Source organism: Bordetella petrii, from assembly GCF_017356245.1.
GTDB classification, from domain to species: Bacteria; Pseudomonadota; Gammaproteobacteria; order Burkholderiales; family Burkholderiaceae_B; genus Bordetella_A; species Bordetella_A petrii_D.
The window spans coordinates 1956536-1971047 of the sequence record NZ_JAFMZZ010000001.1; the positions used below are offsets into that span (position 1 = coordinate 1956536).

15 protein-coding genes are annotated in these 14512 nt (G+C 62.3%); 14 read left to right on the forward strand and 1 reads right to left on the reverse strand.

Annotated features, from left to right (window positions below):
• Window positions 1-293: 293 nt before the first annotated feature.
• The 14 genes from J2P76_RS09565 (at window position 294) to J2P76_RS09630 (ending at window position 13724) form a co-directional block, all read left to right on the forward strand.
• Window positions 294-1223, forward strand: coding sequence for a LysR family transcriptional regulator (locus J2P76_RS09565; protein WP_012251439.1), 930 nt, complete (start codon window positions 294-296; stop codon window positions 1221-1223).
• Window positions 1224-1555: 332 nt separating this feature from the next.
• Complete coding sequence (locus J2P76_RS09570; RefSeq protein ID WP_012251440.1) at window positions 1556-3565, forward strand: conjugal transfer protein TraG; 2010 nt, start codon at window positions 1556-1558, stop codon at window positions 3563-3565.
• Window positions 3562-4065, forward strand: a complete 504-nt coding sequence (locus tag J2P76_RS09575) for a hypothetical protein (protein WP_012251441.1) — start codon at window positions 3562-3564, stop codon at window positions 4063-4065. Before J2P76_RS09570 ends, J2P76_RS09575 begins: the two co-directional genes overlap by 4 nt.
• A complete protein-coding gene (trbB, locus tag J2P76_RS09580) occupies window positions 4055-5038 on the forward strand; it encodes a P-type conjugative transfer ATPase TrbB (protein ID WP_041863223.1) in 984 nt (327 codons plus the stop codon). The genes J2P76_RS09575 and trbB overlap by 11 nt, the downstream gene beginning before the upstream one ends.
• On the forward strand, window positions 5035-5388 hold the full coding sequence (locus tag J2P76_RS09585; RefSeq protein ID WP_012251443.1) for a TrbC/VirB2 family protein: 354 nt from the start codon (window positions 5035-5037) through the stop codon (window positions 5386-5388). Before trbB ends, J2P76_RS09585 begins: the two co-directional genes overlap by 4 nt.
• Window positions 5385-5657 carry a VirB3 family type IV secretion system protein gene (locus J2P76_RS09590; protein WP_012251444.1) on the forward strand — a complete coding sequence of 91 codons (273 nt, stop codon included), beginning with the start codon at window positions 5385-5387 and terminating at the stop codon, window positions 5655-5657. Before J2P76_RS09585 ends, J2P76_RS09590 begins: the two co-directional genes overlap by 4 nt.
• 9 nt (window positions 5658-5666) lie before the next feature.
• Window positions 5667-8129, forward strand: a complete 2463-nt coding sequence (gene trbE / locus J2P76_RS09595; protein ID WP_012251445.1) for a conjugal transfer protein TrbE — start codon at window positions 5667-5669, stop codon at window positions 8127-8129.
• Window positions 8126-8854, forward strand: a complete 729-nt coding sequence (gene trbJ / locus J2P76_RS09600) for a P-type conjugative transfer protein TrbJ (RefSeq protein ID WP_012251446.1) — start codon at window positions 8126-8128, stop codon at window positions 8852-8854. Before trbE ends, trbJ begins: the two co-directional genes overlap by 4 nt.
• Window positions 8855-8867: 13 nt before the next feature.
• Window positions 8868-9077, forward strand: a complete 210-nt coding sequence (locus J2P76_RS09605) for a hypothetical protein (RefSeq protein WP_041863224.1) — start codon at window positions 8868-8870, stop codon at window positions 9075-9077.
• A gap of 17 nt (window positions 9078-9094) precedes the next feature.
• Window positions 9095-10357 (forward strand): P-type conjugative transfer protein TrbL, encoded by a 1263-nt coding sequence (gene trbL / locus J2P76_RS09610; protein ID WP_012251448.1) that lies wholly within the window; start codon window positions 9095-9097, stop codon window positions 10355-10357.
• An 11-nt stretch (window positions 10358-10368) separates the two neighbouring features.
• On the forward strand, window positions 10369-11079 hold the full coding sequence (gene trbF, locus J2P76_RS09615) for a conjugal transfer protein TrbF (protein ID WP_012251449.1): 711 nt from the start codon (window positions 10369-10371) through the stop codon (window positions 11077-11079).
• 143 nt (window positions 11080-11222) lie between these two features.
• Window positions 11223-12257 carry a P-type conjugative transfer protein TrbG gene (gene trbG, locus J2P76_RS09620; RefSeq protein WP_050978289.1) on the forward strand — a complete coding sequence of 345 codons (1035 nt, stop codon included), beginning with the start codon at window positions 11223-11225 and terminating at the stop codon, window positions 12255-12257.
• Complete coding sequence (locus J2P76_RS09625; RefSeq protein WP_012251451.1) at window positions 12254-13507, forward strand: TrbI/VirB10 family protein; 1254 nt, start codon at window positions 12254-12256, stop codon at window positions 13505-13507. The genes trbG and J2P76_RS09625 overlap by 4 nt, the downstream gene beginning before the upstream one ends.
• 4 nt (window positions 13508-13511) lie before the next feature.
• Complete coding sequence (locus tag J2P76_RS09630) at window positions 13512-13724, forward strand: DUF2274 domain-containing protein (RefSeq protein ID WP_012251452.1); 213 nt, start codon at window positions 13512-13514, stop codon at window positions 13722-13724.
• Between the two features lie 37 nt (window positions 13725-13761).
• Here the strand turns inward: J2P76_RS09630 and J2P76_RS09635 are convergent, their stop codons facing one another.
• On the reverse strand, window positions 13762-14508 hold the full coding sequence (locus tag J2P76_RS09635) for a hypothetical protein (RefSeq protein WP_012251453.1): 747 nt from the start codon (window positions 14506-14508) through the stop codon (window positions 13762-13764).
• Between the last annotated feature and the right edge of the window lie 4 nt (window positions 14509-14512).

The following is a 14512-nucleotide window of genomic DNA, read 5'->3' on the forward strand; positions in this document are numbered from 1 at the left end:
CCTTACTTTGGCCTCCTGGCATGGCTCTAAGTCCGAATCGTGGTGCTAACTCGCATGTAAGGATATTGCCAAGCTGAATAACGCGAATGCACAGTGTCCTCGCTCCAATAAGACGACGACCGTTTTTAGCTGCATTCGGCTACTAGGGTTGCCATAGTCGCGGCGAAGCCGGCAATGTGCATTAATGCATGCAACATCCGACATCGGGGCTCGACACCTTCTATCATGGAGGCGCGGCACCATCGTCGTGCTCGGTGGAATAGATGCGGGCCCTGCTGAGGAGATTTCAGACAATGAGAACGAAATACCTCAAATGCTTTCTGGTGCTGGCCGAGGAACAACACTATCACCGGGCGGCCGAACGATTGAACGTGGCCCAGCCGTTGCTGTCGCTGGCGATCAAACGCCTGGAGGCCGAACTGGGTTTGCAACTATTTATCCGCACGCAACGCAGCACGCAGATTACTGAAGCCGGACGCCGACTGGTGCCTGATGCGCGCCGGGTGTTGGATACGTACGCCGAGTTGCAACGCAACGCTTCCAGCGTCACGCAGGCCGTGCAGCGTCGTATCCGCTTGGGGCTGTCCGGCATGACGCTCGGCCTGGCGCATCCCCGGCTCGATGCCTTGCTGGCTCACATGCGCATGAGGCTTGCCGATATTGATCTCTACGTGACTGAGCATCAATATGGCCCGCTGATTCGGGGTTTGCGCGACGGCACGCTTGATGCGGGCATAGTAATGGGCAGCGTGCGTGTTGAGGATCTGGTAATCCAACACCTATGGTACGACCCGATGTGGGCGGTGGTACCGGCCACGCATCCCCTGGCTCAGACCGAGATCGTTACGCGCAAGGCGCTGAAGTCATGCAGCCTGATTGTCTGTCATCCCGAGAATGATGATGGGGCGAGTGACCAATTGCGCGCGGTCATTGCCCAAGCCATCGCGGAGCCGCATATCGCGCAATACGCATCGAGTATTCCGGGCATGCTGTCGATGGTGGCAGCGGGCTTTGGCATCAGCTTTATCGCACAATCCCAGATCGCACGTAATCCGCGCAAGGACGTGCGTTACCTGCCGATCGAACAGTGCGAGGCGACGTTTTGTACCTCGGCGCTGTATCACGCCGGTGGTTTGCGTCCGGAAGACCGGCGCTTCTTTGAAGCGGTGCGTGACTTTCTTGGTACAACTGCTGACGGCGACGCATTGGCCGATACGCACTGAAAACGCTTGATCGTATGGTGGGTTATCACTCATAGGCCCGATTGTTATTTGATCTATCACGAAACCGTCATCATGATGGTTCTCAACGTGCAGCGCTTTGCCGGACCTTTCTGTATTTTGCGGCGATGCGCGATACCGCGACGCGGCAGCAAATACATCAAGCATATGCCTTTGTGAGCCGTGCTGTGGCGCGCTCGCCCTTTATCCCATTGCCTGCGCTGGACTACGCCCATACGGGTGTGTGTTCCAGCGCCTCTATACCAAACTAGTCCCGTGTTGGTACGGCACGCGTTCGCGTGCCATGCGCGGCACCGGATCAGGGGAGGATTGGCATGGCGGACAAAGCAGCGGCAGCGCATACGGGCGTGTTATTCGGGCAGATCGTGGTGGTATGCACGGTAGCCGGTGCATGCGTCTGGGCCGGCACGCAATACACGGCCGCCGCGCTCGGCTATTCGCCGCGCCTGGGCCCGCCGGCTGGGTACATAGGCAGCCTGCCGGTCTACTACCCCTGGCAGCTCTTTATGTGGTGGTATGCCTACGAGGCTTATGCGCCGGACGTGTTCATACGCGGCGGCGTGATCGCGTCAATGGGCGGCGTACTGGGTGCTGGCACCGCTGTGATGATGTCGGTGCACCGCGCGCGTCAGGCCAAGCGCGTGACCACGTATGGTTCGGCGCGCTGGGCCGAGCGCGACGATATAGAGAAGGCCGGGCTGCTTAAACCTGCTGGCGTGTTTCTGGGCAGGCTCGGCGGCGATGCGCCGACCTATCTGCGCCACGATGGCCCGGAGCACATCATGGCGATCGCACCGACCCGTTCCGGTAAAGGGGTGGGCCTGGTCGTGCCCACCTTGCTGACGTGGCGCGGATCGTGCGTGGTGCACGACATCAAGGGCGAGAACTGGACGCTCACTGCGGGTTGGCGTGCACACTTCTCGCATTGTTTGTACTTCAACCCCACCAGTCCGAAATCGGCCGCGTACAACCCGTTGCTCGAAGTGCGCCAGGGCATCCATGAAGTGCGCGATGTGCAGAACATCGCCGATATTCTGGTTGATCCCGAGGGCATGCTGGAGCGCCGTAGCCATTGGGAAAAAACGTCTCATTCACTACTGGTCGGCACCATTCTGCACGTGCTGTACGCCGAGCGCGACAAGACGCTGCGCGGTGTGGCGGCATTCTTGTCGGACCCGGCGCGTCCCTTCGAGATAACCTTACGCGCCATGCTGAGCACGCGGCATCTGGACGATGGCCCGCATCCGGTGGTGGCATCGGCAGCACGCGAAGTGCTCAACAAATCGGAGAACGAACGGTCGGGCGTGTTGAGTACCGCTATGTCGTTCCTCGGACTGTATCGCGACCCCACGGTGGCGACCGTGACCGAGCGATGCGACTGGCGCATCGCCGATCTCATCAGCGCTCAACATCCGGTATCGCTTTATTTGGTCGTGCCGCCGTCGGACATTTCGCGCACCAAACCGCTGGTCAGGCTCTTGCTCAATCAGATTGGCCGCCGTCTGACCGAGTCGCTGGATGGCTCCGATGGCATTGCGCGCCTGCGCGACCTGCTGCTGATGCTGGACGAGTTCGCCGCGCTGGGCCGGTTGGACTTTTTCGAGTCGGCGCTGGCCTATATGGCGGGCTATCGGCTGCGCGCGTACCTGATTGCGCAAAGCCTGAACCAGATCGAAAAAGCGTATGGCCCCAACAACTCGATTCTGGATAACTGCCACGTGCGCGTCGTGTTTTCATCGAACGATGAGCGCACCGCCAAGCGCGTGTCCGATTCGTTGGGCACGGCGACTGAGCTGCGCGCTCAGCGCAACTATGCGGGCCACCGGCTCGCGCCGTGGCTGGGACATTTGATGGTGTCGCGGCAGGAAACGGCCCGACCGCTGCGCACACCCGGCGAGATCATGCAGTTGCCGGACACGGACCAGATTGTGATGCTGTCCGGCCAGCCGCCCATCCAGGCCAAGAAGCTGCGCTACTACGAAGACGGCAATTTCACACGACGGGTATTGCGTTCCCCCGTGTTACGCGAGAACGGTTATGCCGACAAGCCCGCCGCCCGTCCCGACGATTGGAGTGGGCGCGCACTGCCGCCCGTGCTACCCGTATCGTCTGACACCGATACCTCGGGCCTGAACGAGGACGGTGGTTTGCAGATCCGCCCGGAACTGGACATGCTGCCGACTGCCGCGCCGCTGGAGCTCGAACCTGATCTGGCGTCGATGGAAGAAGATGACGGTCCGCCGTTGCCCGTAGAACCCGATCGGCGGCTGCAACGCTCGGCACGACTGGCGGCGCTGGACCCAGACGACGGGATACCGCTATGACCACGCGCACGCGACTGAACCTCTTCATCGAACCCAGCCACGCCCGGCGGCTGGACGATCTGGCCGCGCATCGCGGCGTCTCCAAGTCCTCGCTGGTAGCAGCCGCCTTGGCCTCGTTCCTGTCGCCGGATGGCGCTGATCAGCGCGAAGCGGCGCTGGCGCGGCGTTTGGACAAACTCTCGCGCCAGTTCGACAAGCTCGACCGCGACCAGAACATCCTGATCGAGACCGTGGCGATCTATGTGCGTGTCTTTCTGACCATCTCGACGCCCGTGCCAGCCACCCATCAGGACGCCGCCCGCGCCCAGGGCAAGCTGCGCTACGGACAGTTCATCGACCAGCTTGCCCGCCACTTGCAACGCGGCCGCAGTCTGGTGCACGAGGTTCATGAAGAAATCTATCCCGATCTGGATGGCCTGGCACCGGGCCCGGACGACAGCCTGGCCGCACAGGCCGATTCGCCGGTCGGTCCGCTTGCCGAGGGAGCTGATGATGCGTGACACCGACGCCAGCAAAGCCGCCGCGCGCGAGCGTAGTGTGCAGATGCTGCGCACGGCGTTCGGCCCGGCCATCATCGAAGCCCTGGATGATCCAGACATCGGCGAAGTCATGCTCAATCCGGATGGCCGTATTTGGGTGGATAGGCTGCGTAGCGGCCGCGAGCCGACGGGTGTGTCGCTCTCGCCGGCCGATGCCGAACGCATCATCCGATTAGTTGCCGCATGCGTACAGGCCGAGGTCCACCGTGAACGGCCGCTCCTGTCGGCGCGCTTGCCGCTACACGGCGAACGGTTCGAGGGGGTGTTGCCGCCGGTGGTCTACGCGCCGTCCTTCAGCATCCGCAAGCATGCGGTGGGGGTGTTCACGTTGGACGACTACGTGCGTGACGATATTTTGCAGACCGGACACGCGGTCTTCTTGCGCGGGGCCGTGCGCGATCGCTTGAACATCGTCATCGCCGGTGGCACCAGCTCGGGCAAGACTACATTTGCCAACGCGTTGCTCGACGAAATCGCCGATGGCGGCGACCGCATCCTGATTCTCGAAGATACCGTGGAATTGCAATGCCGCAACGAGGACCGCGTGCAGCTTTGTACGTTGCCGGGCGCGGCATCAATGGCCGATCTGGTGCGCTCGACGCTACGCCAGCGGCCCGATCGCATCATCGTGGGCGAAGTGCGCGGTGCTGAAGCGCTGGATCTGCTCAAAGCCTGGGGCACCGGCCATCCGGGCGGCATCGCCACGCTGCACGCCAATTCCGCCTACGGCGCGCTGCTGCGCCTGGAACAGCTCACGCTCGAAGCCTCCAGCCAGCCGCCGCGCGCGCTGATTGCCGAGGCCGTCAACGTCATCGTTTTCCTGGATGGCCGGGGCGCCGCCCGGCGCGTGCGCGAGATCGCGCGCGTAACGGGTCTGGAGGGCGAGCGCTACGTACTCGATCCCATCCCGCTTACTTTCGGAGAATCCCCATGAAGTCGGTCTCGTCACCAACTTATGTACCCGCATTCCGCGACCAGGCTTTGGCTTTTGCGCATCGCTTTGGCGGGCTGTTGTTGCTCTTTGCCGTGGGCGCGCTGCACGCGGCCGGTTCCAGCATGCCGTGGGAAGCCCCGCTGCAATCCATTCTGGAATCGGTGCAGGGGCCGGTGGCGCGCATCGTCGCGGTCATCATCATTATCGTGACCGGGCTCACGCTGGCGTTTGGCGATACGAACGGCGGATTTCGTCGGCTGATTCAGATCGTGTTCGGCCTGTCCATTGCCTTTGCGGCCTCGTCGTTCTTTCTGTCGTTCTTCTCCTTCTCGGGCGGCGCGCTGATATGACTGCAATGGCCAATCTACCCGAAGGCTTCGAAGCGCCGTTGCACCGGGCGTTGACCGAGCCGATTTTGCTGGGCGGTGCGCCGCGTACGGTGGCGATCGCCAACGGTACGCTGGCCGCCGCTATCGGTCTGGGCCTGCAACTGTGGTTGCCCGGCCTGGCCTGCTGGTTCGTCGGCCATATGCTGGCGGTGTGGGGCGCGCGCGCGGACGTGCAATTCATGCAGGTCTTCACACGCCATGTGAAGCATCCGACGCTCTTGGACGTATAGGAGACGGCGATGCTCAATCTGACCGAGTACCGCAAGCGTCCCGCGCAACTGGCGGACTGGCTGCCGTGGGCCGCGCTGATCGCCGATGGGGTGGTGCTCAATAAAGATGGCGCGTTTCAGCGCACCATGAGGTTTCGCGGACCGGACTTGGATAGCGCCACCGAATCCGAGCTGGTCGCGGTGACGGCACGCCTGAACAACGCGCTCAAGCGCTTCGGCTCGGGCTGGGCCTTGTTCGTCGAGGCCGACCGGCGCGAAGCGGGCAACTATCCCATTGCCACCTTTCCCGACAAACTGTCGTGGCTGATCGATGAGGAGCGGCGCGCCGCGTTCGAGGAAGCGGGTTCGCACTTCGAGAGCGCTTATCACGCTACCGTGTTGTGGCAGCCCCCCGAGGACGCACGTGCGCGGGCCGGACGGATGCTGTACGAGAATCCGGCGCGCCAGGGCGTTGACTGGCGCGAGCGCCTGACCGGTTTTATGGCCGAAACCCAGCGTTTTGCTGGGTTGCTCGATGGCGTCATGCCCGAGGTACGCTGGCTCGACAGCGCGCAAACGCTGTCGTATTTGCACGGCACCGTTTCCACTCGGCCGCATCCGGTGGGCGTGCCCGAAGTGCCCTGCTATCTGGATGCGTTGCTGGCCGATAGCGCCCTGGTGGGCGGTGTGGCGCCCATGCTGGGTGACGAACACGTGCGAGTATTGTCCGTGCGCGGGTTTCCGACACGCACCTGGCCTGGCTTGCTGGATGATCTGAACCGTCTCGGATTCGCCTATCGCTGGGTCACGCGTTTTATTTGTCTGGACAAGCACGAAGCCGAGGCCGAGCTGACACGACTGCGCCGGCACTGGTTCGCCAAACGCAAGAGCGTGCTGGTGCTGCTGCGCGAGACGCTTTCTCAACAGGAAAGCCCGTTGGTCGATAGCGATGCCGACAACAAATCGGCCGATGCCGATGCCGCCTTGCAAGAGCTGGGGTCGGACGATGTGGCATACGGATACGTGACCGCCACCGTGGTCGTGCGTGACAAGAATGCGGCCGTGGCCGACGAGAAGCTACGCCTGGCCGCGCGCGCCATCGAATCGCGGGGCTTTGTCGTCGTGCCCGAGACGCTGAACGCGGTCGAGGCGTGGCTGTCGTCGCTGCCGGGTCACGTCTACGCCAACGTGCGCCAGTGGCTGGTATCGACACTGAATCTGGCTCACCTCATGCCGGCATCGGCGGTCTGGGCAGGCCAGGAACGCAATGCTCACCTGGATGGTCCGCCACTTGTCGTCACACGCACCGATGGCGCCACGCCGTTTCGGCTCGTGACGCATATCGGCGACGTGGGCCACACGGTGGTGGTCGGCCCGACTGGCGCTGGCAAATCGGTGCTCTTGGCCATGCTGGTCGCGCAGTTTCGTCGCTATGCCGGTTCGCGTGTTTTTGTGTTCGAGATGGGACGCTCGTTACGCGCAACGCTTCTGGGGCTGGGCGGCGAGTATCACGATCTGGGTCTGGAAGGCGAAGCCGCTTTCCAACCGCTGGCACGTGTAGACGACCCTGCGTACCGCAGCCAGGCGGCCGAATGGGTGGAGGGCCGCCTGGCGATGGAAGGTGTCGTGGTCGGCCCCGAAGAAAAAGCCGCCGTGTGGTCGGCGCTGGGCAGTCTGGCCAGCGCACCCGTCGCGCAGCGCACCATGACCGGGCTCTCGGCACTCCTGCAGTCGAACCGGTTGCGCCAAGCGCTCGCCCCCTATGTGCTGGGTGGCGCGCACGGACGACTGCTCGATGCGGATCACGACCGGCTGGGGACGGCCGATGTGCAAGGTTTTGAGATGGAAGACCTGATGCCGGCCAAGGCCGCCGCCAATGCCGTCATCCGTCATCTTTTTGCTCGGCTGGAGGAACGCTTCGACGGCGCGCCCACGTTGCTCGTGCTGGATGAGGCCTGGTTGTTTCTGGACGACCCGGTGTTTGCTGCGCGATTGCGCGAATGGCTTAAGACCTTGCGCAAGAAAAACGTGTCGGTGATCTTCGCCACACAATCGCTGGCCGACATCCGCGATTCGAGCATTGCGCCGGCCATCATCGAAAGCTGTGCCAGCCGAATTTTTCTCGCGAATCCGCAAGCGGTCGAACCGCAGATTCGCACGATCTACGAAGGTTTCGGCCTGAACGCCCGCCAGATTCAGCTCGTCGCTCACGCACAGCCCAAGCAGGACTACTACTACCAGTCCCGTTTGGGCCACCGTATGTTCGACCTGGGCTTGGGGCCGGTATCGCTGGCCTTTGCTGGGGCGGCCTCGCCTGAAGATCAGCGAGACATCGACGCCGTGCTGGCCGGGAACGGGCGCGACGGCTTTGCTGCGGCATGGCTGCGCCATCGTAGCCTGGACTGGGCGGCCGAACTGATCGATCCCATGTCCGCACCGGCCGCTGCCGCCCCCATTTCTCCCGTTGTCGACTTATCGGAGGTTTCATCATGAAAACGTCCATCCTTGTCGTACTCGCCACCGCGCTGGCAGCGGCCACGCCTGCCGCATATGCCTGGCGCACCGTCTTCGATCCGTCCAACTACACACAGAATGTCATGACGGCCGCTCGCGCGCTTGAGCAAATCAACAACCAGATCCAGCAGTTGCAGAATGAAGGACAGATGCTGGTCAACCAGGGACGCAATCTCGCCACGCTCAACTTCGACAGCATCAATCGGCTACGCTCGACGCTGGCTGCGACGACTCGCCTGGTCGATGAGGCGCGGGGCCTGACCTTCGATGTGTCGCGCATGGATGCGGATTTTTCTCGGCTCTATCCCGAGCAGTACGGCACCGCCGTCACCCGAGATCAGATGGTGCAGGACGCACGCGAACGCTGGACGCAATCGCTCGAATCGCTGCGCACCACCATGCGCGTGCAAGCGCAGGCCGTACAGAGCCTGCGCGACGACGAAGGCGTGCTCACCGACATCGTCGCGCAGAGCCAATCGGCCGTGGGCGCGTTGCAGGCGCAGCAGGCGACCAATCAATTGCTGGCCTTGCAGGCCAAGCAGGCCATCCAGCAGCAGCAATTGCAAATTGCCCAGGATCGCGCCATCGCACTTGATGAAGCGCAAACCGCCGCCGACGAGGCCCAGGCGCGCGAGATCCGGCGTCGCTTCAGGGGCAATGGCCAAGGCCAGTACACCCCGCAATCCGTGACGTTCTACCCCTGACAGGAGCTTTGCCATGATCAAGACGACGATGGCCGTAGTGGCCGTGACCGCACTTGCTGCCGCGTGCGGCGACAAGCAGGATGCGCCGACGCACCCAGACGCGCCAGCCGTCGCGCCCAGCGCCGACGATGCCCGGGTCCAGCGCGCAGCCGAAGAAACCCGCAAGCGCTTTATGGGCGACGGCAAGAGCCAGTACACGCCGCAGCGCGTCGACGGGTTTTAGGGGCGGGAGCCATCCTCATGAACGATCTGGCCATTATCGACCGCTTCACCAACATTTTCTCCCGCTACATTGATTCGGGCTTTGGCCTGGTCAATGGCGAGGTGGCGTTCCTGTCGGCCACGCTGGTGGTCATCGACATGACGCTGGCGGGCTTGTGGTGGGCGATGGATCATGGTCAGAACGACGTGCTGGCACGACTCATCAAAAAAGTGCTGTACGTCGGCGTGTTCGCCTTCATTCTGGGTAACTTCAACTGGTTGTCGGGCATTGTGTTCCGTTCGCTGTCCGGTTTAGGACTCATGGCCTCCGGTTCATCACTGACGATCGCCGAGTTCTTGCAACCGGGCCGGCTTGCGCAGGTGGGCGTCGATACCGCCGCGCCGCTCCTGGAGCGCGTGGGTGACCTGTCGGGCTTTACCTCGGTCTTTGCCAATTTAGACACCATCGTGGTGCTGTTGCTGGCCTGGCTTGTCGTGATCCTGAGTTTTTTTGTGCTGGCGATTCAGCTTTTCGTGACGTTGATCGAATTCAAGTTGACCACTTTGGCCGGCTTCGTACTGGTGCCGTTTGCGTTGTGGGGCAAGACCGCCTTTTTGGCCGAGAAGGTGTTGGGCAATGTCATTTCCGCGGGCATCAAGGTATTGGTGCTCGCGGTCATTGTCGGCATCAGTACGCTCGTCTTTAACGATTTTCGTACCGCGATGGGCCCTGAGCCGACATTGGATGATGCCGCTGCCGTGATGCTGGCCTCGCTGGCCATGCTGGGTCTGGGGATTTTCGGGCCAAGCATCGCGACGGGTCTGGTTTCCGGTGCGCCGCAACTGGGCGCGGGTGCGGTGGCCGGCACCGCGCTGGGCACAGCCGGTGTGGCGACAGCCGGTGCCGTTGCGGGTGCCACGGTGGCGGGCGGTGCGGCTCGGATGGCTGGCGGCGGTGTACGGGCGGCCACGTCGATGGCCAGCGGCGCGCGCAAGGCCTATGTGGAAGGGGCGAGCTTTTCGGGCAAGACCGGCTGGCGAGCCACTGCGGCGGGACTGAAAGATGTCGCCCGCGCCGGCGCCTCGGCGGCGGGCCGTGGCGTGAAGTCCCGTGTCATGGGGGCCGGACGCGCCAGTCCTGCGGGTGGATCCACCGTCGCACCATCCGCACCGCCCGCCTGGGCCAAACGCGCGCAGGCCCGCCAGCGCGCTACCCAAGGCGCGACGATGGCCGCGCACGCCGTGCGCTCGGGCGATGCCGGCGGCAATGGCCTGATTCCCAGCCTACGTGACGATTCCTGAAGGAGATGACGATGCGTTTTCGACGCCCCTCGGTCAAGTATGCGGCCACGCCCGAGCCCGCGACGCCTTTTCAGAAGGCAGGCCAAGCCTGGGACGACCGCGTGGGCGGTGCCCGTGTGCAGGCCAGGAACTGGCGCTTGATGGCGTTCGGCTGCCTACTGCTGGCGGCCGTGTCCACGGGCGACCGCATCATGCGCCACGCCGAAGGCAATGCCGCCGTTCCATACCTTGTCGAACTCTCCTGTGGCGAGGTCCAATCCGTGAGCCAGGCCATGCCGCTCGGCGATCCCGGAGACCAGGACATCGCCAATCAACTGGCGCGCTTTATCGAGAGCGTACGTTCGCTGTCCACTGATCCCGTGGTGGTTCGTAAGAATTGGCTCAGCATCTACGACTACACCACCGACCGGGGTGCGGCGTTCCTGAACGAGTACGCGCGTGAACATGAACCCCTGAAAGACGTTGGTAAGCGCTCGGTCATGGTCGATATCGTCAGCGTGGTTCGCGCCAGCGAACATTCGTTCCAAATCCAGTGGGATGAGAAAACCTACGTCAATGGTGCCGCCGGTGGCACCGAGCGGTGGACCGCCATTCTGACTATCGTGCAGCAACGCTCGCGTATCGCAGAAAAGTTGCGCGCCAATCCCTGGGGCATCTACGTCGATGGCATCAGTTGGAGCCGCCAGTTCTCCGCAAACCCTACGCCTGGAGGCACATCGTGATGACGCATACTTTGTCTGGCTGCAGAGATTCATCCATAAGAAGGACGTTGGCCCCAGCGGCTGGCCAAAGCGCTCGCATGCCGTGGCGACGCCGTATGGTGCAGGACGGCCGATGGCGACACGGCCGGTCCGCGCGTAGGCCGATGCCGGGCGGTCGCCACGCCGCCTGGGTCGGCGCATATCGGCCATGTCCGTGCGGTCTGGCCTTGACAGTGCTCGTCGCGGCGCTGGCCGGTTGCGCCACACGCGGCACGCCGCCGCCCGAGATCGCGCTGGACGATCCTGTCGTGGCGGTCAGTTCGCCGGTCCAAGTGCCTGAACCTCCTACGCCAGTGGAAATCGTGCCGATGCCACAGCCTTTGCCGCTGCCGGGGCAGTTGAAGGCACTCAAAGACAAACCCGCACCCGAGCAGACCAGCCCGACGGCACAGGTCAATCGCGCCAACAGCGAGGCACGCATGGCGCCTACGCGCGATGGGTTCATTAACGCGATACAGGTCTGGCCCTACAGCGAAGGCGCGCTGTACCAGGTCTACGCCAGTCCCGGGCGCGTAACGCTGGTGCAACTGCAAGTAGGTGAACGGCTGATCGACGTGTCCGCAGGCGATACGGTGCGCTGGATTGTCGGAGACTCATCAAGCGGCACGGGCGCTACGGCTCGGCCCAATCTGCAGATCAAGCCGATACGCGCCGGTTTGAAAACGAATCTGGTGGTCACGACCGATCGACGCATTTACTTGTTGGAACTGGCTTCCACCCAGTCGGCCTGGATGGCTTCGGTGTCGTGGGACTATCCGCAGGACAGGCTGGCCGCATTAAAGCGGCGCAACGAAGCGGCAGCGCAAGCCATGCCGCTGGGCGCAGGCGTATCGGTAGACCAGTTGCGATTCCGTTATGCCATCACGGGCGACACACCGCCGTGGCGGCCGCTACGCGCCTTTGATGACGGCCAGAAGGTCTACATCCAGTTACCGCCCGGCATCATACAAGGGGAACTGCCGCCTTTGTTCCTCGTTGGATCGGACGGCGATCTGCAATTGTTGAACTACCAGTACCGTGCGCCGTACTACGTGGTGGATCGGCTCTTTGGTGCGGTGGAGTTGCGCTTGGGCGCAGACGACGCCCAGATCGTGCGCATCGAGCGCAACGACGGCAAAACGGTGCGAGGTGGCACATGAACGAAGCCGCTGATACGGACGATTCTGCGGTGCCGCCCAAGCTGCCGCCGGAAACCGTTGAACTGCGCGCCGCACCTCAACGCGTAACGCGCTTGAACCGGCGCACGCTGACTGTCGGCATCGGCGCGGTATCGCTGGCCGTCCTGGGAGTCACGCTCTGGTCATTGCAGCCACGCTCGCGTGGCAATCAAGAAAATCAGGAGCTGTACAACGTCGATCGCATCACCCGCGCCGAAGGCTTGGAGTCGCTGCCCAAGGATTACAGCCAGGTGCCGCAGCCCGCACCGCCGCCGGTGCTGGGCGATCCGTTGCCGGGGGATCTGGGCCGGCCGGTGCTACGTGCCGAACGCGAAGCCGGCTTGCAACCTCACGGCGGACCCGACGCGGCAGAAGCTGAACGGTTGGCGCGGCTCAAAGAAGCCGAGGAAGCAGCCCGGTCTGCGCTTTTCTACAAATCCAGCAGCCGAAGCGGTACATCGGATGCGAATGCAGCGCCCGCGCCCGGCGGCATGCCAGCGGAGACGCTCGCCGATGCGCCTACCGACGCGGGCGGCACGGTAGACCCGATGCAAACGCAAAACATGCAGGACAACAAGACGGCATTCGCCAGCCAGGGGCGCACGGCCACGCAAAGCGCGCATCGTCTGCAGGCGCCGCGTGGTCCCGACACGGTGATGGCCGGCACCGTCATCGCCGCCGCACTCGTCACTGGCATCAAGTCGGATATGCCAGGCGACATCATCGCCACCGTGACCGAGCCCGTCTACGACAGCGCTACGCATCGCAACGTGCTCATTCCGCAGGGCGCGCGCCTGATGGGTCGCTACAACAGCCAGGTCGCCTACGGACAAAGCCGTTTACAGGCCGTATGGGAGCGCATCATTATGCCAGACACGTCTTCTATCGTGCTCGATAACCTAGCGGCTGCCGACCCGGCTGGCTACGCGGGTCTGGAAGACGCGGTGGACTGGCATTGGGATCGGATACTGAAGGGTGCTGTGCTGACCACGCTATTGGGTGTAGGCGCGGAATTAGCCGCACCACAGAACCAAGGCGGCCGCGATGGCCCGGTGGTGATCGCGACGCGCGACGGTGTGCAGGACACCGTGAACCAAGTCGGACAGGAAATCACCCGGCGCAATCTCAACATTCAACCCACGCTCACGATCCGGCCAGGCATGCCGGTGCGGATCGTGGTGAATCGAGACATCACGCTTCGGCCATACCGGCCGCTTTTTATCAACAGGTAATGCAATGGCAACGAAACTACGCTTAGGCCCGCTTCCAAAACAAGAGTCCGTCAAGCTGACGGTCAGCCTGCCAACGACGCTAAAAGCCGACTTGGATCGGTACGCCGCCATGCACAGTCAAGCCTATGGCGAACAGGTGGATGCGGCTACGCTCGTGCCGCATATGCTGGCGTGGTTTCTCAAGAATGACCGAGGGTTTCGTCATCTTAATAATTAAGAAGAATCATTGACGACGTTCGACAGCAACACGTCTACTACAATGGACAGACCTGAAGGTCGCGCGCAAAGAGCCAATTATCAGCGGTGGCCACAGATAATCTGTTGCACGCCTGGACATCGTCGAGCGTCAGCGTACCATCTTGATATCCGCCGAGAAACGCAGCGGTCGGCGAAATGGGCATATACAAATGTCCCCCATGATTGTCAGCACAAAGAAGCTCTCCAGCGCGGCAATGTACTAACCCCCAACGAGTGCCACGTAATCTCTCCATCTCACGATCGTGGAATAGATAAAAGCGTGCTCCATATATGAATCTAGTGCTCATCGTCGCATCCTCATTCATGTAGATGATACCCCTCGACTCTAGCAATTCACGAGAATTTATATCGAGCTCACGCTCTGGAACAACTCCATTTATCGTCAACGGCGTCCGATCAGCGGTCGCCGCAAGAAATCGGAAATGCCATAACAGGTAATATGCGCTGATCGCCTCGTGATTTCGGGATTCAAAAGTACTTGGATTGGTCAGAACGTTGAAATAGGCCCTTTCAAAGCCAGCCATGCGTGATTTTTCTGTCACATCGTCCCACGCCCGCTTCGTGCAAAATACCTTTGCTTCCGGTTTGGCTCTTGTTACTTTGTCAGTAGCCATTTCACGTACATCGACCAGCCCGTCTTTTCCACAAAACTGCTTGATGCAGTGCTTGGAATGGATGTGTTGATTAATGGTTATGTGATGCGGATTACCCTTCTGAGTTCGCTCGAATATGGGTTGATTCATGTCA